The sequence below is a fragment of the Nostoc sp. C052 genome (genome assembly GCF_013393905.1).
GTDB lineage: Bacteria > Cyanobacteriota > Cyanobacteriia > Cyanobacteriales > Nostocaceae > Nostoc.
This window is the reverse complement of record NZ_CP040272.1, coordinates 6,809,475-6,832,585: the sequence shown is the minus strand read 5'-3', so window position 1 is coordinate 6,832,585 and position 23,111 is coordinate 6,809,475. Positions and strand designations below refer to the sequence as shown.

The following is a 23,111-nucleotide window of genomic DNA, read 5'->3' as shown; positions in this document are numbered from 1 at the left end:
GGTAAAAATAAAACAGACCTGAGAAGGTCGGGAGGTAAAATATTTCAAATAAAATTTTATACTAAAGCAAGATTTTACTACTTTGGCAGAGATGTTTGTTCAAAAAATTTGCGCGATCGCACAGCCAGTTTAGTCATACTGTGGACGTTGTGTAAGTTAGGATAACTTGCTCTAACCCCACTTACTTTCCTTTTGTTCCCTTCTGTCTGAGTTTAATCCACAAACGCGCCACTGAACCAAGAAAGGCGACAGCTAGAAAACTCCACAGCAAAGATAACACCAGGGGAGAAATTGGGTACTTGAAATTAGTCGGTGCGAAGGGTTTATCTATGTATTGGGTGACGACACCAGAAACTATTGCACCACCACCAAAAGCTATACCTACTACTTGGATGGTGTTTTCTAAAGAGCGATCGCGTTTGGCTTGTTCTACCTCTACTATGCCGCGAATTGTGCCAATCATCTGGTCAAAGAGGTTTTGACCGGGGGTAAGATAAGCTAAGTTTGTGTTAATCTGTTCGACATAGGTATCTTCAGCCAGTTCTAGGAAGTTAGACAAAAATTCTACATTATCTGAGTCAATGCCTATTTTATTTAGTTTTTCAAGATATAAACGATAGTTTTTAATATTAGTTTGAATCGTAGTTCTGTGCAGTTCTAAATCTCTTAAATAATCAACATAATTAAAAGAAATTTCTGGTATTTCCTGAAGCCATTGATTGAAATTATCAAATTTTGAATCTATAGAGTTATTTTTTTGCTCTTTAAATTCTTGTTTATACCTTTCCAGCTTATAATAAGCTAATCTAGCTTGTTCATAACACCACATAGCTTCATAACGAGCATAAATAATTTTACTGCGACAAAGAAGAAGGTCAATTAAAGGATAATAATATTCTCCTTTGTTTTCTAATTGTGTAGTTAGGGAATGGGTATTTAACCAAATTAGTAAATGACACTGTTCTTCAGGAAAATCAGTATCATTGTTATATTCAAATATCGGACTACCTAATAATTGCCCTTGATGCTGACGATAAATATTTAGTTTTTGGACAGTTTCTTCTGATAATAATGCTTTGACACAAGCATTAGCGAATGCTTGTTCATCATCTATTTTTCCTAGAGGTTGAGCAAAAAATACTAGGGTTTGTCCTAGAGAAGCTTTGATATTTTTAGAAAGTAAGCAATCATCTGGATTTAGCCCTCTTAAATCAGAAAGTTTTACTTCTGGATCAGGATAACGTAGAGTTAAATCAAGGGCGTAGGTATCGTGAATTTCTAGGGGATTAGCTTCACCGCTTAAGTGTAGATTTTGTTGATGTTGGATGGCGGTAAATTTTAATAAACGTTCGGGAAGTATTTCTCCAGTGATGCTAGTTTTTTTATTATTTGCTTTTTCAATCAGTTCAGGTAAAGTTTCTAGTTTAGGAATACCCAGTTGTTTACCAAGCTGCTGGCATTTTAACCATAAATCGTTGGCATTTTTTACAGGAATCTTAGGTTTTTGTGCCAAGCTATGCTTCAGATGAAAGACATAAAGAGTTAGTTTAGGATAAGCTATCTTTCCTGTTGAAAAATAATCCATTTTAAATTAAAGATAAATTATTCAATATTGTGGGGTGGGCATCTTGCCCGCCCAGTTCACAGGACAGGCGAGACGCCCATCCTACAAGAAATATTGGGATATTTTATTACTTGAAAGTCCCTTAGCCTAAGTCCTTTTTTTTGTCTCCTTAGCAGATGACGAACTTTGTTGAATCTCATTAAGTATATTCTTTTTATCAAGTTCGTATTTGGGAATATTTGTATTTGCTTGCTTATCCCCTGGCCCTCTTACTACTATTTTCTCAAATTCTCCTAAAGCTTTATCTACTTCAGAATGTTTTGCACACCAATCTGAGATAGCATTGGATAAAGATTCAATGTCATCAGGTTGGTTATTAATCAATTTCATTAGTGTAATTTTATCCTCTGCTGAAAATAGAGAAGATTGAGTATTCAGCAGATGGATAAAAATATTAACAGTTGTTTCATAATCAGACATTATTATTCTCCTATTTGCCAACAGCAGTAAATGCAGCCCAATGAAAGGGAGAGTTGAATGGTTGCTCTCCAGTCATATTATTAATTTGACGACGTATCATTCCTTTCTTAGTGCTATCTAACGCCAATTTTTTTACCCATTCCTGCAATTCTTCTTTAGTAGCATCCCGCAACCAACGCTGGGCTTGATTCATAGCAAGTGGTATTGACATATCTGTAGCATCTTTTAAATTTTGAATGAACTTAATCATCAAAAAGGATGTTGATAAATCGTTTACCGTCCATAGACTACTTACAACACTGCTACTACCTGCGTAGAGAAAGCCACTAGGTAAGCCGATATATTCATCGCTGGTATTATTGAAGTCAGTTAAACCTGTTTCGCAGGCTGAGAGAACCACGAGACGAGTTTGACTAAAGTCGAAGGTTCGTTCAAATAAATTACCCAATGTCAAACATTTACTTAAATCTATAGCTTCCGTATCGGAAACCTTGAGATATCTTTCTGGGTTAGCATCATCAGGAATAGGGGAAACAAAGGCATCTGCTAATAATAAAAAAGAATTTTGGGGATAATTTAAGTTGAAAGAACCGTGACAAGAAAAGTGGAGATAATTTGCTTCTTTTAATTTTGTTGCTGCTTGGGATAAGGCAGCTTTTGTGGCTTGTTTTTTGGATAATACTTGATGGGAGGGAAAGTAAGATAATATGCTTTCTACTTCCAAATTGGTGTAATTCAGGTCTTCTGTAGGATTTTGAATTGCAAATAGAGATTGAAAATCAGGACGTTGTCGCTGTTGTACTTGTTGCAGTAGTTGACAACTGGGTGCATAGCTCACACCACCAGCAAATAAATCCAGAAGACAAGACGAATTTTCAGAATTTTGATTTACTGGAATTGCATGAAGGGGGAATAAATGCAGGGCAGTATGGGGAATTAGGATGATTTTATCGCAGTGCTTTGGTATCTGGGTTAATATTTCATCAATGTGCAGAATCAAAGCTAATTTTTCGAGTTCTTCCCCTAAGCTATTCTGCCATTGGTCTTTTTGACCGTAGTAATTCTGCAAATATTGAATTGCCCAATTTCTCAAAGCTTCTCTGTCTTCTGGTTGAGATTGCCAAACAGTTACCTCTCCTTGCTTTGTGACAATAAACACCAGGATTTTATCGTTGACAATATACCACTCAATAATGGCTGTATGCTCATCCAAAGTAGCTCTGAATGAGTCAAATTTGAAACTATAACCAACTGGTAAATAGCTGTCTTGCAATTCATTTCGCTGCTGTCGCAACTGTTGAAGATGTTGTGCTAAAACTTTTGTATTTTCAGCTTTGCCGTTTTGGATTTGAGATTGTCCTACGGCTATTTCATCCCTGTATTTTTCTAATTGAGTGAATACTTCTGAAGGGAAGATAGTTTTAGAGTCACGTTCGAGGATTTGCTCAACCAAATTACGGGTTTTACTACGTTCAACATATTCAATCGCTGCTGTAATATTATCTAATTCCCTGCAAAGTTCTACCATGCGGCTATAAACTTCGTTAAAGTGTTCCGCTTGTTTGCGTTTACTTTCTTCACCAGATACTATTTCTTCTCGTAAAGATTCTATGGTGACAATAGCAGATTTAAAAGTATTGTATGCTAAATCAAACTTGTTTGCATTTTGATAAGCAATTCCCAGTCCGAACAAAGTTTCTGCCCAATCAATAGGCAAAGCTTCTCTGGTTCTGATAGTTAAAGCAGCAGTATAAGCAGCGATCGCAATTTCGATGTTATCTGCCCTATCTCCTTTAATTCTATCGGTGTAGGCATTTGCGAGATTATTTTGCGTCATTGCCCAATATTGAGGCAAAGCTTCTCTGGTTCTGACAGTTAAAGCAGCAGTATAAGCAGCGATTGCCTGTTCGATGTTATCTGCCCTGTCTCCTTTAATTCTATTGCTGTAGGCAATTGCGAGATTATTTTGCGTCAATGCCCAATCTAAAGGCAAAGCTTCCCTGGTGTAGATAGTTAAAGCAGCAGTAAAAGCCGCGATCGCAATTTCGATGTTATCTGCCCTGTCTCCTTTAATTCTATTGCTGTAGGCAATTGCGAGATTATTTTGCGTCAATGCCCAATCTAAAGGCAAAGCTTCCCTGGTGTAGACAGTTAAAGCAGCAGTAAAAGCCGCGATCGCAATTTCGATGTTATCTGCCCTGTCCCCTTTGATTCTATCGCTGTAGGCAAGTCCAAGATTATTTTGCGTTGCTGCCCAATCAATAGGCAAAGCTTCCCTGGTTCTGACAGTTAAAGCAGCAGTATAAGCAGCGATTGCCTGTTCGATGTTATCTGCTATGTCTCCTTTAATTCTATCGCTGTAGGCAATTGCGAGATTATTTTGCGTCATTGCCCAATCAATAGGCAAAGCTTCACTGGTTCTGACAGTTAAAGCAGCAGTATAAGCAGTGATCGCAATTTCGATGTTATCTGCTATGTCTCCTTTAATTCTCTCTCTGTAGGCACTTGCAAGATTATTTTGCGTCATTGCCCAATCTAAAGGCAAAGCTTCTCTGGTATAGACAGTTAAAGCAGCAGTATAAGCAGTGATCGCAATTTCGATGTTATCTGCCCTGTCTCCTTTGATTCTATCGCTGTAGGCAAGTCCAAGATTATTTTGCGTTGCTGCCCAATATTGAGGCAAAGCTTCCCTGATGTAGACAGTTAAAGCAGCAGTATAAGCAGCGATTGCCTGTTCGATGTTATCTGCCATGTCTCCTTTAATTCTATCGCTGTAGGCAAGTCCAAGATTATTTTGCGTTGCTGCCCAATCAATAGGCAAAGCTTCCCTGGTTCTGACAGTTAAAGCAGCAGTAAAAGCCGCGATCGCATTTTCGATGTTATCTGCTCTGTCTCCTTTGATTCTCTCCCTGTAGGCATTTGCGAGATTATTTTGCGTCATTGCCCAATCAATAGGCAAAGCTTCCCTGATGTAGACAGTTAAAGCAGCAGTATAAGCAGCGATCGCAATTTCGATGTTATCTGCCCTGTCTCCTTTGATTCTATCGCTATAGGCAATTGCGAGATTATTTTGCGTCGCTGCCCAATCTAAAGGCAAAGCTTCCCTGGTTCTGACAGTTAAAGCAGCAGTATAAGCAGCGATCGCAATTTCGATGTTATCTGCCCTGTCTCCTTTGATTCTCCCTCTGTAGGCAATTGCGAGATTATTTTGCGTCGCTGCCCAATCTAAAGGCAAAGCTTCCCTGGTTCTGACAGTTAAAGCAGCAGTATAAGCAGCGATCGCTTTTTCGATGTTATCTGCCCTGCCTCCTTTAATTCTATCGCTGTAGGCATTTGCGAGATTATTTTGCGTTGCTGCCCAATCAACAGGCAAAGCTTCTCTGGTTCTGACAGTTAAAGCAGCAGTAGAAGCCGCGATTGCCTGTTCGATGTTATCTGCTATGTCTCCTTTAATTCTATCGCTGTAGGCAATTGCGAGATTATTTTGCGTCATTGCCCAATCAATAGGCAAAGCTTCCCTGGTGTAGACAGTTAAAGCAGCAGTATAAGCAGCGATCGCAATTTCGATGTTATCTGCTCCGTCTCCTTTTATTCTATCGGTGTAGGCAGCAGCAAGATTATTTTGCGTCATTGCCCAATCAATAGACTTATCCTTAATATAAACAAAGTGGGATAATAAAAAACGGAGTAAAAATTATATGTAGATAATATGACAAACCCTTTAGCAAGAATTGAATCACATCCCCACGAAGCAAAACGATTAATAGGGATTAATTATGACCAGTTTTTAGCATTGGTATCCTTAGCGGAAAAAAGGCATAGAGAGAAACAAGCAGAAATTGAAAAAAATAAAGTTCGGATTATTGCCAAGGGAGGCGGACGCAAACCAGAGATGTCACCGAAAGAAGGAATATGCTTGTGTCTAGTTTACCTCAGACAAAAACCAATTTTTGAAATTTTAGGGTTACTCTTTGATATTTCCAAAACAAAAGCGAATGATGCTTTTAACTATTGGGTAGATATTTTGAGAGAAATTTTACCAGCATCTCAAATAGAAGAAGCGTCAGTAGATAGTCAAAAATATCAAGAATTGCAGCAAATGCTGTCCGAGTATGAATTAATTGTTGATAGTGCAGAACAGGCTACAGCGAGACCTGTAGACTATCAAGAACAAAAAGATATTACTCTGGTAAGAAAAAAATGCATACTCTAAAAAACCAGTTTATTGTCTTACCAGGTGGTGAAGATATTGTAGATATCTGTGTGGGAATGCTGGGAAAAACAAGTGATATTAATTTATTTCGAGATACTCGGAATAAATTTGCTGACTCACAAAGGTTTATAGGTGATAAGGCCTATATTGGAGATGATGCCATTACCACACCTCATAAGAAACGAAAGAATACAGAAATTTCGGAATTCCAAAAACAAGAGAATAAACAACTTTCGTCTCGCAGAATTGCCGTTGAACACATGATATGTCGGGTAAAAATATTTCGAGTAGCCTCGGAAAAATTCCGTCTCGCTCGTCATCGATATAGTCAGGTAATTCTGGCAGTTTGTGGGCTGATTAGGTTAAGACTTAATCGCTTAGTATCCTTAACCATTAATACTTAATTTTTTATCCTGAAATTGATTTCATCGTTTTGTACTTTTTACTCTAATTTTAATTTTTTGTCTCAGAATGCCGCCAAACACCTATTTTCTCGTAGAGTAAGATAGCGATCGCCTATTCAATCTGAATTGCTCAAACCCATTCACAGTAAGCATTTACATTTTGCGGATAAGTCTAATAGGCAAAGCTTCTCTGGTGTAGACAGTTAAAGCGACTTCATAGCCAGTGATGGCAATTTCCATATTGCTAGCTTTGCTACCCAATGGGAATTGCTGAATTAGATTGCTAAATTTAACAATAAATGCTGCTAAATATTCTGCTTCATCTGCTTTCGCTTCCCCAAGTCTATTTGTCCCCCAACGGCGCAATATTTCTGCTAACACTCCGTCAAGTTTGTCTGTATTCTTTGCCAGCAAGGGGTAAACTACCTGAGAATCACCACTACTGTCTGCGGTTGCTTGTAGTACGTCCATCAAGAATTGGAAATATGCCTGTTTCTCTTCTTCACTGAGCGATTGCAAATCTACTTCATTCAACCCTTCCCCTAGTTGCATTGCCAAACTTTGCAACCAATTCGCTCTCGTCTCATCCCCTTGCTGTGAAAACCTCTGTGCTTCTGCTTCTATTGTCTGCAAGAAGCCAATATCTACTAATTCTTGGTTTCCTGCCAAAGTTTCTTGGAATTCATCGTTAGTACGGCAATTCAACAGGCGTTGAATGAGGTTGAGATACGCTTGCTGACGCTGTTCATTCATGGGTAAGGGCGTGATACACAACTTTATCATGAGATAAATTCAACACCAACACCCTAAATTCCAGAAAAGTGTAGCATTTCATCATAAATGATGTGTTTCTGACAATGAAAGAACCTCGTGGATGAGTGTTTTTTACTTGTGAACAGACAATATACTGATTTTGCGGTAAGCGTTGGCGCAGCCTCTCGTAGAGAAGCTATGCCGTTAGGCTTATCGCCTTCCTCGTCGCAGACATCACTCCTATAAAATAGTGCGTAGGCGCAGCCCAACCTAGGCATCGCCGATCTTGTACCTTACAATCAAAATAATAAGTAATATTAATCCTTATAAATTCCAAAAGGAGTAATTATGAGTACCGAAACAGCCCTATGGAAAATCATAGAAAATTTGCCCAGTTCCCTGAAAATTGAACTTTTACATTATGCCGAATATTTAATCACTAAATCTTCAACACTTCCACAAGTCGAAGATGTAACCGTTTTAGAAACCAATACAGAAGAAAGAGAAAATTGGCAATCCTTCTCTTTAAATAACTTAAATCAATGTTATGCAGAAGATGAACCAGAATATGCCATAGAATCAATTAAAGAATATAACCCTAATTATGAAAGAAGGTAACATAATACTAACTCCTATTCCTCAAGCAAATGGAGAAATAAAAAACCGTCCTACGCTGATTTTGAGAGAAATGCCAAAATATCAAGACTTTTTGATATGTGGGATTAGTACACAATTAAAACAATATATTCCTAACTTTGACGAAATCATTTCACCTCATGATGATGATTTTCAATCCAGTGGTTTAGTTCGTCAATCTGTTATTAGATTAAGTTTTTTAGCTGTCATTACTCGTAACAGTATAATTGGCTCAATTGGCACAATATCAACAGAAAGGCATAAAAAATTATTACATAATCTTAGTCAATATCTAATTCAATTAATAGAGTAATTGCCGCAGACATCAATCTCATGTTTGCGAAGATTCTCTAAATTTTTCGCCTCATCCCACTCAAACTGCATGAAAATTTAGACACGCTAATTGAACCATCTCTATTATCCTGCATAATATCCCAATACGCTCAGTGTTAGAGATAAAAACTTACGGGGAAGCAAGCTACGCGCAGCCCCTCGTAAAGAAGTGAGGGCTACGCCAACGCATTTATAGATTTGGCGTACTCATTTGTTATTTCGGGGTACTCATTTGTTATTTCGGGGTACTCATTTGTTATTTCGGGATACTCATTTGTTATTTCGGGATACTCATTTGTTATTTCGGGGTACTCATTTGTTATTTCGGGGTACTCATTTGTTATTTCGGGATATGCATTTGTTATTTCGGGATATGCATTTGTTATTTCGGGATATGCATTTGTTATTTCGGGATATGCATTTGTTATTTCGGGATATGCATTTGTTATTTCGGGGTACGCATTTATAGATTTTGTCATTACTGTTGTTGATTGCACTTATTCTCAAACAACAAATCGATATGAAAAATGAGTAATAACACAGGCAAACTCGTAATTATTCCGTTGAACTTTTAATGAAATAAATCCAAAAAACTACCCATCTCAGACAAAAGGATACTCCACTATCTTGAAAAAGGAATTAAAAAAAGGATATCTCATGTCTTTAAAAACTCGTGGTTCTGCTGCTGTTGACAAAGCCCAACTTCGTCTCGCCTTGCTTAAATCTATTGATGAAAATCTGGATTTGGGACATGGGTTAACCATTGAAGCCTACAACCACTTAATCAACACTACCCGTGCGATGGTAGAAGCGAATAATACGCTGGTGTCCAATCTGGAAGAATCGCGTAAAACAGTAACCCAGATGGATAAAGCTCTCTCCGAAATGTCTGAACGAATGCTAAGTGGAGTTGCAACTGTCTACGGCAGAAACAGTATAGAGTATTCCAAAGCTGGCGGCTCCAATCGCAAACGAAATAAACAATCTACTTCAAAAGTTACTCCACTTGTAGCGGTTCTTACTACTCAACCTACTCAAGCTGCAATTGCCAATGCTTCAACTAACGGTAATGGCACAACTCCTTTGCTGCAATAATCCACACCTACTTAAACAAGAAATCAGATCCCCGACTTTTTATAAAAGTCGGGGATCTTTTTGTCGCCAACATTTTGTTATATCAATAAAATCGTATAAAATTACACTTTATATTTAAACGCACAACTATGTAACCTGAGTTCGGGATAAAAAATCCTCAAAAGCCTTGAATTATCGTTGTTCGGTCTAAAGCTCTGTTTTCATCTATTGTCAATAACACATATTGCTGAGATTAGTTTCATTTGTGAACCTTATTGATAAAATGATTCCACTTTTATCCCTGCTTTGATCAATTCCAGTTTTATTCAATCCTGACAGAATAAGCTTTTTAGCTTCTGGCTTAACCCGAACTCAGGTTATGTAGTTGCTTGATTTGAAAAAGATGCGAGTTGGCGTAGTCCAACCAAGGCATCGCCCAATAGCAGTTTCAGGTAAAAAAAGTCCCTAGCAACACGATTTTATTTTTGATATTATGCAAGAAGTGTAGCGATCGCAAAGCTAAAAAACACAGATAATAATCTTCATTACGCCAGCAAAATCTAGCTCTACTGACCTTCGTACTAGTAGTTGATGACGACTGTATCCATAAAATTACTGCATGAACCTGTTGGCTCATGCAGTTTTTGCTAATTAAGAGTGCGGATGAAAGGACTTGAACCTTCACTCCTTTCGGAACTAGAACCTAAATCTAGCGCGTCTGCCAATTCCGCCACATCCGCATCAGTTTATTATCGTACCATAAGAAATTATTTTTGGGAATAGGGAGTAGGTGAATAGGGAAAGCAGGGGCAGAATAACAATTCCCAATGCCCCATACCCAACTACATAACCGCAACACGAGGCAGACGATGCTTGAAACCGCAGAGAATTTCCCAAGAAATAGTATTTAGTTGTTTTGCCCAATCATCGGCTGAAATTTGTTCTTTTCCCTGTTCTCCTAGTAAGGTGACTACTTCTCCTTCTTGGATATTAGGGATGGCACTCACATCCAGCATCAACTGATCCATTGTAATTGTCCCGATTTGCGGCACTCGCTGACCGCGAATTAACACCTGCATTTTGTTAGAAAGACCGCGAGGAACACCATCAGCATAGCCAATGCCCACGACGGCAAGGCGAAGTTCATGCGGGGCAATAAATTTATGACCGTAACTAACAGCTGTTCCTGCGGTAATTGTTTTAACCTGGGTGACTCGTGCCCTAAGTTCCAAAACGGGCTTGAGGTTGATCGCATTTTGTAAATGCGGTGCTGGGTAAAGTCCGTAAACGGCTAAACCGACTCGCACAATGTCGTAGTGCAATGCCGGATTTGTGAGTGCGGCGGCTGAGTTGGCCAAGTGCAAGCAGGGTACTTGAATTCCCATTGCTTTGATTTGAGCGATCGCATCCTCAAATCGTTTATGCTGTTCTTCCATTGCCGTTGTATCAGGATCATCTGCTGTTGCCAAATGAGAATAAATACTAGCAATAGAAAGATGTGGTAAGCGCTGGACTAATTGCACAAATTCGCCAGCTTGTTGCCAATTAGTTCCCAACCTCGACATTCCCGTGTCTAATTTGATATGTACGGGTACTGGAGAACCATAATTCATCGATTCCAGAGTATCAGAAAATACTAAAGCTTGTTTAGGGTTACAGAGTGTGGGCTGGAGTTTCCAATGTGCGATCGCATGAATCTGTTCTGGTGTATGAGTTGCCCCTAAAATCAAAATGGGCGCTTGAATCCCGCCTTCTCGCAATTGAATAGCTTCTGGAACTGTAGCCACTCCCAGCCAACTGGCTCCCGATTGGATTACGGTTTGGGCGACTGTCACCGCACCATGTCCATAGGCATCAGCTTTGACTACTGCCATCAACTGGGTACGTGGCGATAAAAACCGTACCAATTGCTGTACATTGTACGACAACGCCCCTAAATCAATTTCTACCCAAGCTCGTTGCGAAAACCACGCGTAGGTGTCGCACTGCTGATCGGGAACTATACCAGGGATTCCTTTGCCACTTAACATTTGTACTGACTCCTATCCCACCACGGCTAGACTTTCAAGTTATCTATCTATACACGCTCCTAAAAGCGAGATCAGATTAAATAGGAAGTTTAACCTTCATATTGGAATTGATACAAGATGTTGCGGCACTAAAGTAAAAGTAGGAGTTTGAGATTTATGATTTCTCCCGAAAGTATAATTTATTCTCATCTCCCTAGCAGGGTGTATTTGTGTTAATATATTGTAAAACTCATACCCTGAGCGCAAATAATGGGGAAGGTTTTAGTCTTAAACGCCTCTTACGAACCTCTCAACATAACGAGTTGGCGTCGCGCTGTAGTTCTTTTAATCAAGGGCAAAGCAGAACGCGTGGAACACAACGGTAAATTTCTGTACTCGGATTTCCCGTTGCCGACTGTGATCCGGTTACGTCATTATGTACGTGTTCCTTATAAAGAAATTCCTCTGACTCGCCGAAATATATTGCACCGTGATGGTCATGCCTGTCAATACTGTGGTTACACAGGTGATGAGTTGACCCTAGATCATGTAATACCGCGATCGCGCGGCGGCGGTGATACCTGGGAGAACATTGTTACCGCTTGTGTCCGTTGCAATGTCAAAAAAGGTAGTCGGACTCCCCACGAAGCCCACATGCCTTTGCGTCATCCTCCCCGCCAACCTTATAGCAGTCTCTATTTCGAGGTCAGCAAGCATCTTAAGAGTGGACTGCACACAGAATGGCAAAAGTATGTCATAGGTCTTTGAGCAAAAAAAGCAGGGGAACAGAGGGGAAAGAGCCAATAACTAAAGTTATGGAATGTTAAAAATTTGGCAGCTGTATAGGTTGCAGCGAAGCGATGTGCTTCAAAGCTCGCTCAAGCCTGTAAATTTGTGCATGAATTTTCCCTTTGCTCCTCATCCCTGCCTTGAAAGTGCTGAGTGCTGAGTAAAAATACCAGTCCCCAGTCCCCAATCCCCAGTCATTCTTTCACCCTCCTGCTTTGAAAATACTCCTTCGATGCGTATCTATATAGATCCGTCTCACATCACATTTTCATGCTTGGCTGTGAAACTTGTTTCATCGGGACTGCCTTGTGCCTTTTTCCATTAGGCTTCGCTCTGAACGATCAGAATTTTCAAAAGGGATACAAACATATATTGTTCATCAAAAAAAAATAATTGTTAATTGCTTAGTAGTCACAATAATGAGAATATTAAGCATAAGAATATATAAAATATCAAAGACTAATCCTAAAGTATAAGATAGAAAGTATATCCTAAGTCAGAGAAAAATCCCGCCGATCAAATTTACGAAAGAGAGAAAAGTCCCTAAAACAGCTTTATGCTGTCAGATACAGCCCAATATACTCAACTTACTTGCTGTATGCCCTTTAGTGGAATTTAGTTGATGTCAAGCGCTGTTACTGACAAAAAATATACTTAGATGTATAGTGCAATGTTTTGATATTTTTGCGAAGATCATAATAATGTGGCTAAATTCAGTGAATTGCTGCTCGTAGTATTTCTGAATTAAAGGAGCCTCACACTTTAAAAAAGTTCCCTATGTACTTTAATTCTCCCGTTACTCAGTTTGAGAGTTTGTCGTTGACCACAGAGCCAAACCCAGAGGAACCTGAAATCGAGAAAGCGCCAGTGGAAGTTGCATTTAAGAGTCCGCCATTATCGCCATCGGTAGGTGATGGGGCTATATATCTCAATCAGCGTGGTAATTCGCTGGCACAACAAAAATCAGAAGAACTGCAAAAAACCCTTTTGGCACACCGACACGATCGCCAACTGGTAATTCTGCAAGATTTTCCCGATCCTGATGCCCTCTCGTGTGCTTGGGCCTATCAGTTAATTGCCCAGCAATATGATATCAAATGTGAAATAATTTATGCTGGTGCATTGAGCCATCAAGAGAATATTGCCTTGGTAAGACTGACGAACTTACCGATCCAACGCTGGACAATGCAAACCTTGAAAACCAAAGATTTGTCATGCTATCAAGGTTTTGTCTTAATTGATAACCAGGGAACCACTTCACAGCTATTATCAGCGGTGCAGCAAGCTAAAATTCCCCTAGTGGTACTCATAGACCATCACAGTATCCAAGGCGATCTCCACTCAGAGTTTGAGGATATCCGTCCTTATGTAAGAGCGACGGCAACAATTTTTACTCAATACCTCCAAACGGGATTATTGGCATTAGATAGCAGCATAAATCAACACGTCAAATGTGCTACTGCCTTGATGCACGGCTTGCGATCAGATACAAATCGCCTGATGCAAGCACAAGAAGAAGACTTTATGGCGGCGGCGTATTTAAGCCGATTTTATGACGCTCAACTGCTGAACGCCATTTTACAGGCGAACCGTTCCAAGCGGGTAATGGATGTGATCGAGCGATCGCTAAAAAATCGCATCGTCCAAAATAACTTTTCCATTGCTGGTGTTGGTTACTTGCGCTACGAAGACCGTGACGCCATCCCCCAAGCGGCTGATTTTCTCGTCACCGAAGAAAACGTCCACACCGCCGTAGTTTACGGTATTGTTCATGACGAAGACGAAGAACTAGAAATAGTCATTGGTTCCCTGAGAACGAGTAAACTTACCCTTGACCCCGATGAATTTATCAAAGAAGCCTTTGGACAAGATAGTGCAGGGCGCTTTTTCGGCGGTGGAAGAACAAGCGCAGGCGGCTTTGAAATTCCAATGGGCTTCTTATCAGGCAGCAACGAAAATTCCGCCTATGCGAAAATGAAATGGGAAGTATTCGACGCTCAAATTAAGCAAAAATTGCTGAGGTTAGTTAATCCGAGAGACAACCCGATTCAGTCGGAGTAGAAGGAACTCAAGGAGACGCGGAGAACTCCTAACTAATGCAGCAGTCAAAGTGTTTGTTCAGATAGCATCCCTTCCCGATTTTTGATAAAAGTCGGGAATTTGGGTTTTATGACAAATGCTGAACTAAATCAAAGTTAACTTGCGCCTACCTATTTATTTGCCAAGGAGAAGCGCCATGAAAATTATAGAACTCCAAATGTTACAAACTCTGTATGAGCAAGATTATTGTGCTTGGGTAGAGCAGATAGCAGAGCTTTTGCGATCACACCAGTGGGACACGCTGGATTTAGAACACTTAATTGAGGAAGTGGTAGACTTGGGTAAGAGTCAACAGCGAGCGTTGCAAAGTGCGTTGCGGTTAGTCTTATCGCATTTGTTGAAGTGGAAGTATCAACCAGAACGTCGTAGTCACAGTTGGCAAGTGACCATTACCCATGAGCGACTGGATATAGATGAATTGCTGCAAGAAAGTCCTAACTTGCGGCGTTTTTTAAATGATGCCGAGTGGATAAATACTACTTATCAGCGATCGCGACAAGAGGCAATGGTGGAAACTGGTTTATCAGAAGATAACTTTGCGATCGTTTGTCCGTTTGCTGTTGATGAGATTTTAGACTTAGACTTTTACCCTAACGCTGACGAATAACCATGTAGAATTTTTGTATAAGTGTAGAGATGCTCAATATGATGAGTAATCATCTGTGAAAATTGCTGTAACTTTGTTAACTAATTATAAAGATATGCACTTGGGATGCGAATAATACCTTTTGAATTTGTCATTCCCAGACGACCTGTTTCGTTACAGACAAAGAAAAAACAAAACCTTCAGGCATGGAAGAATTTTGTGCGCGTTGAAGCTCAAAAACTTTGGAAAGATCGCAGCGTCATTAAACAAGGTGATTTACAACTGACGCTAGTTTATCTTTGTGATGAGTTCCCGGCTGATACCGATAATATTATCAAGCCGATTCAGGATGCACTTGTAGGCTTGGTTTTTGAAGATGATAGTTTAGTATCGGATGTAGAAAGCCATCGTCGGTTTATGTCTGACCCAATCGAGATTAAAAGTCTACCTTCTTTATTACAGCGTGCTGTCATCACGGGTCAAGAGTGTGTTTATGTAAAAGTAAGTGAATCTCAACCATTGGAAAAATACTTATGACTAACAATACTAAAACTCTATATGATGAAAAAGTTAAATCTCTGGCAGAGAAGTACGAAAGTCAAGGATTTCATGTTTTAACTGAACTCAAAACAGATGAATTACCATTTGATTTGGGTAACTACCAGCCAGATTTAATTGCTATTAAAGACGGTTCGGGTTTGGTAATTGAAGTAAAAAACAGCCTCAACCGTCTGTCAGTTGATCGTTTACAGGCTTTAGCAGAGGAAGTGAGTAAACATCCAGGCTGGCGTTTTTTATTGCTAACACTTGAAGACATAGAAGCTAAGTCATTACCTGGAACATCCGAACAATTTCCTTCATGGCAAGAGCTAACCGATCGGTTTATCCAAGCACATAAGCTTATTGAAAATGATGAAATTGAGCCTGCTTTTCTTTTGATGTGGAGTATATTTGAGGGAGCTTTAAGAAAGCGAGCAGTCGATGTGTCAATTCCTATTGAACGTTTCCCAGTTATAGGATTACTAAGACATCTGTACTCCTTGGGAGAGTTATCAATCTCTCAATTTGACCTTGCTAAAGCTTGTTTTGAAGTTTGGAATCGGCTTGCTCACGGATATATTGAAAACCTAAATTTGCCAGTTGTACATAATTTTGACAATTTGGTTCGTGAATTATTAGGAAAATGGACAGTCGAACTCGCTATTAGTAAACTTTCATCAGAGGATCTAGCTGCTTTTCGTGCCTGGTTTAGGGAATTCGATGCAGCATCCTTGGATAAACAAGAAGAATTAAGGAGAAATTTAATCAATCAGACAAGCCTTCTTTTAGCGCAAGAATTAATAAGAAATGAGAAACTAAAGAAGGAATTAAACGTAAACGACGAACAGGTTATAAACGTCGAATTCGCTGTTAGTCAACTTTCACCAGAGGATTTGGCTGCTTTTCGTGCCTGGTTTGCGGAATTCGATGCAGCAGCCTGGGATAAACAGATTGAAAAAGATGTGGCTGCTGGTCGGTTAGATGAATTGGCAGAGAAAGCACTCAAACATCTCCGAGAAGGGCGTTGTACTGACCTGTGAAACATCGAGCAACTCCAGATTTTTGGTATTACTATCGCCATTTACCAATTGATATCCAAGAGCTTGCTGATCGATGTTACGAGTTTCTTCGGGAAGATCCCAAATATCCATCATTGCATTTCAAAAAAGTCGGTCAGTTTTGGTCAGTGCGTATTGGTATATATTATCGAGCGCTTGCTGTAAAAGAAGATGATAATGTTGTATGGTTTTGGATTGGATCGCATCCAGAGTATGACAGATTACTAAGTGGTGGATAGCGTTCTAACATTGCATAAGAGCAGCCTAACTGATAACTCATAATACAAAGTATGGAACTATACTTAATTCGTCATGGCATCGCCGAAGAACAGGGATTAGGCATTAAGGATGAAGATCGCAGCCTAACCAAAGAAGGAAGGCAAAAAACTGACAAAGTTGCCCAGAAACTTGTTAAATTAGGTTTAAACTTTGATTTAATTCTCACCAGTCCTTTAGTGCGGGCCCGCCAAACGGCTGAAATCCTCATAGCAGAAAAACTAAGCTCCCAATTAGAGGAATCTAGCCACCTCGCGCCCGATGGTCAAATTTCTAGTTGGCTCAAAGACTGGTTAGAACCAAAAAAATATTCCCAAAATACCCAACTGGCGCTGGTTGGACACGAACCTAATTTGAGTAATTGGGCAGAAATTCTCCTGTGGGGAGAAGCCAAAGCAAGCTTAGTCTTGAAAAAAGCAGGTATGATTGGGATAAAACTACCAGAAACAGGTTCTCCTCTGGGTCGGAGTCAGATGTTTTGGTTGACACCACCCAAGTACCTGCTATAACAGTTTTTCAACATTTTCGATTGTTGTTAGAACGGCTACTGTTATGGCGACAATAAATTTCTGGTAAGTTAGCTTGATCAGATATTTCACAAAGCAAATGGTGTTGCCATGATGGTGTGCGAATACAAGCCTGGTTTAGAAGGCATTCCCGCCGCTCAATCAAGTATCAGCTATGTTGATGGGCAAAAGGGAATACTAGAATATCGTGGCATTAGGATTGAGGAATTAGCAGAAAAGAGTACATTCCTAGAAACTGCTTATCTCTTAATCTGGGGTAAACTGCCAAACAAGGAAGAACTGGAAACATTTGAGCATGAAGTTCGTTACCACCGGCGGATAAAATACCGCATTCGGGACATGATGAAATGCTTTCCAGAAAGCGGCCACCCAATGGATGCCCTACAAGCCTCTGCTGCGGCTTTAGGTTTGTTTTATTCGCTCCGGGATTTACACAATCCTGTCTACATTCGAGATTCAGTGGTGCGCCTGATAGCAACCATTCCCACGATGGTAGCAGCGTTCCAACTGATGCGGAAAGGCAATGATCCCGTGCGTCCCCGTGATGACTTAGACTATTCCGCCAACTTTCTCTACATGCTCGATGAGCGAGAACCCGATCCTCTAATGGCGCGGATTTTTGATATCTGCTTGATACTTCAAGTCGAGCATACAATGAATGCTTCTACTTTCAGTGCCAGGGTGACAGCTTCCACTTTGACTGATCCTTATGCTGTGGTTGCTAGTGCTGTGGGAACCTTGGGAGGACCCCTGCACGGTGGAGCCAATGAAGAAGTAATTCAGATGTTGGAAAAAATTGGCTCTGTAGAAAATGTCCGTCCCTACATAGAGGACTGTCTGCAAAGTAAATCTAAGATTATGGGCTTTGGACATCGTGTGTATAAAGTAAAAGACCCACGAGCCATAATTTTACAAGGTCTTGCAGAGCAATTGTTTGAGAAGTTTGGCCATGACAAGTTCTATGACATTGCTCAAGAAATGGAACGAGTGGTAGAGGAAAAACTCGGTAGCAAAGGGATTTATCCAAATATTGATTTTTACTCCGGTTTGGTGTATAGGAAGATGGGTATTCCCACCGACTTGTTTACACCAATATTTGCGATCGCTCGCGTTGCCGGTTGGCTAGCCCACTGGAAAGAACAACTAGCAGAAAACCGGATTTTCCGTCCTACCCAGGTTTATAACGGTTTGCACGAAGTTACTTATACTCCCATTGACAAACGGTAAATGGGTATAGGGTATGGGGCATGTGAAGAGACAAGGTAGACAAGGGAGGGGGGGGAGACAAGGAAGAAACTTCTTCAATAATTCCCCTTGTCCTCTTTGTTCCCCTGCTCCCCTACTTCCTCATCCCCCTTCCCCTCAATAGTCAATCTCAATGCCAACCATAAGTAGAAGTTCTCATCGCGCTTCAGGGTGGTCAAACCATCCAACGATATACTAGGCATGGGAATTGGCAACAAATCTTCAATTGGGCGTCATCTGGGCAAAAATTAAAAATGGGTGAATTTACAGGTATTAATTTAACTAATAGTTGTAACTCACCATGACTCGATGTCTTAAAGAGCGGAAACATGAATTCAGGAATTGACCTCCAAGGAACTTTTATTGAATCCCTCCGGGATTTAGGTATACCAGCAGGAACAGCCAAAGCGATTTGGATGCCCTTGCCAATGATACTGATGCTGATTGGGGCAACAGTGGGGGTATTAGTTGCTACTTGGCTAGAACGGAAAATTTCTGCCTCCGCACAGCAGCGAATTGGGCCAGAATACCAGGGGCCTTTTGGGTTGCTGGTGCCTGTAGCGGATGGTCTGAAGTTGTTATTTAAAGAAGATATAGTACCAGCCAAATCTGACCCTTGGCTGTTTACCCTTGGGCCAATTATTGTTGTAATTCCGGTATTTCTGTCGTTCCTGATTGTGCCCTTTGGGCAGAATATCGTAGTTAGTAATGTGGGCATGGGCGTATTCTTGTGGATTGCCTTGTCAAGCATTCAACCTATTGGCTTATTGATGGCTGGCTACGCATCTAATAATAAATACTCCCTCTTAGGGGGCTTGCGAGCAGCAGCGCAATCTATTAGTTATGAAATTCCATTGGCGTTAGCGGTGTTAGCGATCGCTATGATGTCTAATAGCCTCGACACCGTTGATATTGTCAATCAACAATCTGGCTACGGCATTCTAGGCTGGAACATTTGGCGACAACCAATTGGTTTTCTGATCTTTTGGATAGCTGCCCTCGCTGAATGCGAACGATTACCCTTTGACTTACCCGAAGCGGAAGAAGAAATCGTCGCCGGCTATCAGACTGAATATTCAGGGATGAAATTCGGTCTGTTCTACCTGGGTTCCTACGTTAACTTGATCCTTTCTTCCTTACTAGTAGCAATTCTCTACCTGGGTGGTTGGGACTTTCCGATTCCCCTTAATCTCATCGCTGGTTGGCTAGGAGTCAGTGAATTAAATCCCGTGTTTCAGATAGTAACTGCAGCTTTGGGTATCACCATGACCGTGTTCAAAGCCTATTTACTAGTGTTTGTCGCCATCCTGTTGCGCTGGACAGTGCCACGGGTACGGATTGACCAACTGTTAGATTTAGGATGGAAGTTTTTGTTACCAGTCGGCTTGGTTAATCTCCTATTAACCGCCGCCCTGAAACTAGCCTTTCCCTTCGCCTTCGGTGGGTAAGCCAATTTTAGATTTTAGATTTTAGATTTTGGATTGAATCTAAAATCTAAAATTCAAAATCAAAAATCTAAAAGAGAGAGAGTGAAGCACAATGCTAAAGTTCCTGAAACAAGTTGGTGATTACGCCAAAGAAACGGTACAAGCTGCGCGATACATTGGTCAGGGGCTTTCTGTCACCTTTGACCACATGCGGCGGCGTCCAATTACTGTACAGTACCCTTACGAAAAACTGATTCCTGGCGAACGGTTTCGCGGTAGAATTCACTTTGAATTTGATAAGTGCATCGCCTGCGAAGTCTGTGTTCGCGTTTGTCCGATTAACCTGCCTGTAGTAGATTGGGAATTCGACAAAGCCAGCAAAAAGAAAAAACTCAACCACTACAGCATTGACTTTGGAGTTTGTATCTTTTGCGGTAATTGTGTGGAATTTTGCCCAACTAACTGTCTATCCATGACAGAAGAGTATGAGCTTGCCACTTACGATCGCCATGAATTGAACTATGACAACGTAGCACTAGGTCGTCTGCCTTATAAGGTAACAGATGATCCAATGGTTACACCACTGCGCGAACTAGTTTACCTACCCAAAGGCGTCCTCGAACCACATGGACTGCCCGCAGATGCGCCACGTGCAGGGGCGCGTCCAGAAGACCTGGTAGAACAAACAGAAAAATAAATGTCATTTGTCATTTGTCCAAAGTCCAATTCCTAATGACTAATGACCAATGATCAATGACTAATGACCATACAAATTTTAGATTTTAGATTTTAGATTTTGGATTGAAAAAAATCTAAAATCGGTAATCGAAAATCCAAAATCCAAAATTGATTGACTGAGGACAAAAAACAGTGAATTTAGCAGAAGGAGTACAGTTAGTATCACTTGGCATACTAGGCGTGATGATGATTGGGGCAGCTATTGGTGTGGTGCTGTTCTCCAACATTGTCTATTCTGCCTTTTTGCTAGGGGGTGTGTTCATCAGCATAGCGGGAATCTACCTGTTGCTAAATGCTGATTTTGTTGCAGCTGCACAAATACTAATTTACGTTGGGGCAGTTAACGTGTTGATTTTGTTTGCCATTATGTTGGTGAACAAACGGCAGGATTTTGTAGCATTTCCTAACTCTTGGGTACGGAAAGTACTTACAGGTCTAGTCAGTGTAGGATTGTTTGGTCTTTTAAGTACGATGGTGCTGGCTACTCCTTGGGCTTACTCAACTCCTGCTGTAGCAGGTGGTGAAAGTTCTATTGTTTTGATTGGCGAACATTTCTTCACTGACTTTTTATTACCTTTTGAATTGGCTTCCATTTTGCTGCTGATAGCGATGGTAGGAGCAATTATTTTGGCACGTCGCGAGTATTTGCCAGATCAACTGACACGATCCAATGTGGGGCAAACTGTTTTGACTTTACAAGAACGCCCCAGAGAACTAGTATCAACAACTAGCGAAACAAAAGAGTAATATTTGCGACCTCAGTCGCAGGTCAACAGCCAGATTTTTCAGGAGGGATACTCAGATTCATGCAACTCCAGTACTTTTTATTACTAGCAGCAGCTTTATTCTGCATCGGCATCTACGGTTTAATTACCAGCCGCAACGCTGTGCGGGTGCTGATGTCAATTGAGTTACTGCTCAATGCTGTTAATCTGAATTTAATGGCATTTTCCAACTTCCTCGACTCAACATTAATTAAGGGTCAGGTTTTCACAGTATTTGTGATTACCGTGGCCGCAGCCGAGGCGGCGGTGGGTTTAGCGATCGTGCTGGCCATTTATCGCAACCGCGATACCGTCGATATGGAGCAGTTTAATCTCCTGAAGTGGTAATTGTGCGTGCAACTAAAGCAGGTAATCATTGCTTATAAAGCGCGGGATGCCCGGAGTAAACAATGGGCAGAAATCTGTGCGAAACAACTAGAAAGTCGCGATTGCCAAGTGTTGATGGGGCCTAGCGGGCCGAAAGACAACCCCTATCCAGTCTTTTTGGCTTCGGCGGGTCAACCAATCGATCTCGCTTTGGTACTCGGTGGCGATGGTACTGTTTTAACCAGTGCCAGACATTTAGCCCCAGCTGGCATCCCTATTTTGGGAGTGAATGTGGGAGGTCATCTGGGGTTTTTAACTGAGTCGGTGGAAGAGTTTCAGGATACAGAGAAAGTTTGGGATCGGCTGTTTGAGGATCGCTATGCTATCCAACGACGGATGATGTTACAAGCTGCGGTGTATGAGGGTCATGGGTCTAATTTGGAACCTGTGAGCGAACGTTACCTCTCTTTGAATGAATTTTGTGTCAAACCCGCCTCAGCTGACCGAATGATTACCTCAATTCTGGAAATGGAAATCGACGGTGAGGTGGTCGATCAATATGTCGGGGATGGGTTGATTATTTCCACTCCCACAGGTTCTACTGGTTACACTGTTTCTGCTAATGGGCCAATTATGCATGATGGTATGGAGGCGATTACCGTCACTCCTATTTGTGCAATGAGCCTTTCTAGTCGCCCTCTTGTTTTACCCCCTGGTTCTGTGGTGAGTATTTGGCCTTTGGGGGATTACGACTTGAGTACCAAGCTGTGGACAGATGGGGTTTTAGGGACTTCAATTTGGCCGGGACACCGCGTTGATGTGCGGATGGCAGAGTGTCGGGCTAAATTTATTATTTTGCGCGAGAACAATTCCTACTATCAGACGCTACGGGAGAAGTTGCTGTGGGCAGGTACAAGAGTTCACTACAGCAATAATCATCGTAATTAATTAAGTATTTTAGAGTGCATTTACCGCAGATGGCGATCGCGTTGGCGATAGCAACCAAAATTATCTAAGCCCCTGGATTCATTCGGGGGCTTTCTGCCTGATTGTGATTTTAGATAATTAATCTTTCAAGACGCGATAAATCGTGTCTCTACATGGGGGTTTTGTTGCTCATTCTGAACTGTATTGCCTTATAACTGATACCAATTTTAAAAATAATTGCAACAGATAGAGTGAGACAATCTAGATACACCAAGCAGTTTACAATCCAAAATCTAAAATCCAAAATCCAAAATAGTATGGCTTGCATTTATAGCCTATAT

24 protein-coding genes and 1 tRNA gene are annotated in these 23,111 nt (G+C 40.8%); 19 read left to right on the top strand and 6 right to left on the bottom strand.

The window, feature by feature from the left end:
• Window positions 1–181: 181 nt before the first annotated feature.
• The 3 genes from FD723_RS28155 to FD723_RS28145 form a co-directional block, all read right to left on the bottom strand.
• Window positions 182–1,585: a hypothetical protein gene (locus FD723_RS28155; RefSeq protein WP_179068304.1), complete on the bottom strand. Its 1,404-nt coding sequence runs from the start codon at window positions 1,583–1,585 to the stop codon at window positions 182–184.
• A gap of 126 nt (window positions 1,586–1,711) precedes the next feature.
• Window positions 1,712–2,044: a hypothetical protein gene (locus FD723_RS28150; RefSeq protein WP_179068303.1), complete on the bottom strand. Its 333-nt coding sequence runs from the start codon at window positions 2,042–2,044 to the stop codon at window positions 1,712–1,714.
• A 10-nt stretch (window positions 2,045–2,054) separates the two neighbouring features.
• Entirely contained in the window at window positions 2,055–5,675 is a 3,621-nt protein-coding gene (locus FD723_RS28145) for a CHAT domain-containing protein (protein ID WP_179068302.1), read from the bottom strand.
• 78 nt (window positions 5,676–5,753) lie between these two features.
• Here FD723_RS28145 and FD723_RS43145 point away from each other — a divergent pair, with 78 nt between their 5' ends.
• Together FD723_RS43145 and FD723_RS43140 are read left to right on the top strand one after the other, a co-directional pair.
• Window positions 5,754–6,257: a transposase family protein gene (locus tag FD723_RS43145; protein ID WP_256874931.1), complete on the top strand. Its 504-nt coding sequence runs from the start codon at window positions 5,754–5,756 to the stop codon at window positions 6,255–6,257.
• Complete coding sequence (locus tag FD723_RS43140) at window positions 6,245–6,661, top strand: transposase family protein (protein ID WP_256874853.1); 417 nt, start codon at window positions 6,245–6,247, stop codon at window positions 6,659–6,661. The genes FD723_RS43145 and FD723_RS43140 overlap by 13 nt, the downstream gene beginning before the upstream one ends.
• A 153-nt stretch (window positions 6,662–6,814) precedes the next feature.
• Here FD723_RS43140 and FD723_RS28135 read toward each other — a convergent pair whose 3' ends face one another.
• Window positions 6,815–7,414 (bottom strand): hypothetical protein, encoded by a 600-nt coding sequence (locus tag FD723_RS28135; RefSeq protein ID WP_256874953.1) that lies wholly within the window; start codon window positions 7,412–7,414, stop codon window positions 6,815–6,817.
• 348 nt (window positions 7,415–7,762) lie between these two features.
• On the opposite strand from FD723_RS28135, the gene FD723_RS43135 reads away from it, so the two are divergent.
• From FD723_RS43135 to FD723_RS28110, 4 genes are all read left to right on the top strand, one after another.
• Entirely contained in the window at window positions 7,763–8,032 is a 270-nt protein-coding gene (locus tag FD723_RS43135; protein ID WP_256874952.1) for a DUF2281 domain-containing protein, read from the top strand.
• Complete coding sequence (locus FD723_RS28120; protein ID WP_179068301.1) at window positions 8,019–8,363, top strand: type II toxin-antitoxin system PemK/MazF family toxin; 345 nt, start codon at window positions 8,019–8,021, stop codon at window positions 8,361–8,363. The genes FD723_RS43135 and FD723_RS28120 overlap by 14 nt, the downstream gene beginning before the upstream one ends.
• Window positions 8,364–8,581: 218 nt before the next feature.
• Complete coding sequence (locus tag FD723_RS44225; RefSeq protein WP_372743773.1) at window positions 8,582–8,914, top strand: hypothetical protein; 333 nt, start codon at window positions 8,582–8,584, stop codon at window positions 8,912–8,914.
• A 126-nt stretch (window positions 8,915–9,040) separates the two neighbouring features.
• On the top strand, window positions 9,041–9,478 hold the full coding sequence (locus tag FD723_RS28110; RefSeq protein ID WP_179068299.1) for a hypothetical protein: 438 nt from the start codon (window positions 9,041–9,043) through the stop codon (window positions 9,476–9,478).
• A 637-nt stretch (window positions 9,479–10,115) separates the two neighbouring features.
• On the opposite strand, the gene FD723_RS28105 is transcribed toward FD723_RS28110, so the two are convergent.
• Both FD723_RS28105 and alr read right to left on the bottom strand, forming a co-directional pair.
• A tRNA-Leu gene (locus FD723_RS28105) sits at window positions 10,116–10,197 on the bottom strand.
• Between the two features lie 102 nt (window positions 10,198–10,299).
• Entirely contained in the window at window positions 10,300–11,487 is a 1,188-nt protein-coding gene (gene alr, locus FD723_RS28100; RefSeq protein WP_179068298.1) for an alanine racemase, read from the bottom strand.
• Window positions 11,488–11,736: 249 nt separating this feature from the next.
• Between alr and FD723_RS28095 the strand changes: the two genes are divergently transcribed.
• The 13 genes from FD723_RS28095 to FD723_RS28035 all read left to right on the top strand — a co-directional run bounded on the left by FD723_RS28095 (window position 11,737) and on the right by FD723_RS28035 (window position 22,791).
• A complete protein-coding gene (locus FD723_RS28095; protein ID WP_069070622.1) occupies window positions 11,737–12,234 on the top strand; it encodes an HNH endonuclease in 498 nt (165 codons plus the stop codon).
• A gap of 798 nt (window positions 12,235–13,032) precedes the next feature.
• Window positions 13,033–14,316, top strand: a complete 1,284-nt coding sequence (locus FD723_RS28090; RefSeq protein WP_179068297.1) for a bifunctional oligoribonuclease/PAP phosphatase NrnA — start codon at window positions 13,033–13,035, stop codon at window positions 14,314–14,316.
• Between the two features lie 175 nt (window positions 14,317–14,491).
• Window positions 14,492–14,962, top strand: a complete 471-nt coding sequence (locus tag FD723_RS28085) for a DUF29 domain-containing protein (protein ID WP_179068296.1) — start codon at window positions 14,492–14,494, stop codon at window positions 14,960–14,962.
• 105 nt (window positions 14,963–15,067) lie between these two features.
• A complete protein-coding gene (locus FD723_RS28080) occupies window positions 15,068–15,478 on the top strand; it encodes a RusA family crossover junction endodeoxyribonuclease (RefSeq protein ID WP_179068295.1) in 411 nt (136 codons plus the stop codon).
• On the top strand, window positions 15,475–16,521 hold the full coding sequence (locus tag FD723_RS28075; RefSeq protein WP_179068294.1) for a hypothetical protein: 1,047 nt from the start codon (window positions 15,475–15,477) through the stop codon (window positions 16,519–16,521). Before FD723_RS28080 ends, FD723_RS28075 begins: the two co-directional genes overlap by 4 nt.
• Window positions 16,518–16,778 carry a hypothetical protein gene (locus FD723_RS28070; RefSeq protein ID WP_179068293.1) on the top strand — a complete coding sequence of 87 codons (261 nt, stop codon included), beginning with the start codon at window positions 16,518–16,520 and terminating at the stop codon, window positions 16,776–16,778. The genes FD723_RS28075 and FD723_RS28070 overlap by 4 nt, the downstream gene beginning before the upstream one ends.
• A 51-nt stretch (window positions 16,779–16,829) precedes the next feature.
• Complete coding sequence (gene sixA / locus FD723_RS28065) at window positions 16,830–17,324, top strand: phosphohistidine phosphatase SixA (RefSeq protein WP_179068292.1); 495 nt, start codon at window positions 16,830–16,832, stop codon at window positions 17,322–17,324.
• Window positions 17,325–17,432: 108 nt separating this feature from the next.
• A complete protein-coding gene (locus tag FD723_RS28060) occupies window positions 17,433–18,569 on the top strand; it encodes a citrate synthase (protein ID WP_179068291.1) in 1,137 nt (378 codons plus the stop codon).
• Window positions 18,570–18,916: 347 nt separating this feature from the next.
• A complete protein-coding gene (gene nuoH, locus FD723_RS28055; protein WP_179068290.1) occupies window positions 18,917–20,035 on the top strand; it encodes an NADH-quinone oxidoreductase subunit NuoH in 1,119 nt (372 codons plus the stop codon).
• Window positions 20,036–20,126: 91 nt separating this feature from the next.
• A complete protein-coding gene (ndhI, locus tag FD723_RS28050) occupies window positions 20,127–20,711 on the top strand; it encodes an NAD(P)H-quinone oxidoreductase subunit I (protein ID WP_179068289.1) in 585 nt (194 codons plus the stop codon).
• 173 nt (window positions 20,712–20,884) lie between these two features.
• The gene (locus FD723_RS28045) at window positions 20,885–21,499 is read left to right on the top strand and encodes an NADH-quinone oxidoreductase subunit J (RefSeq protein WP_179068288.1); all 615 of its coding nucleotides are present in this window, start codon (window positions 20,885–20,887) and stop codon (window positions 21,497–21,499) included.
• Window positions 21,500–21,558: 59 nt separating this feature from the next.
• On the top strand, window positions 21,559–21,864 hold the full coding sequence (gene nuoK / locus FD723_RS28040; protein WP_006199065.1) for an NADH-quinone oxidoreductase subunit NuoK: 306 nt from the start codon (window positions 21,559–21,561) through the stop codon (window positions 21,862–21,864).
• A 6-nt stretch (window positions 21,865–21,870) separates the two neighbouring features.
• Window positions 21,871–22,791 carry an NAD(+) kinase gene (locus FD723_RS28035; RefSeq protein ID WP_179068287.1) on the top strand — a complete coding sequence of 307 codons (921 nt, stop codon included), beginning with the start codon at window positions 21,871–21,873 and terminating at the stop codon, window positions 22,789–22,791.
• Window positions 22,792–23,111 lie beyond the last annotated feature (320 nt).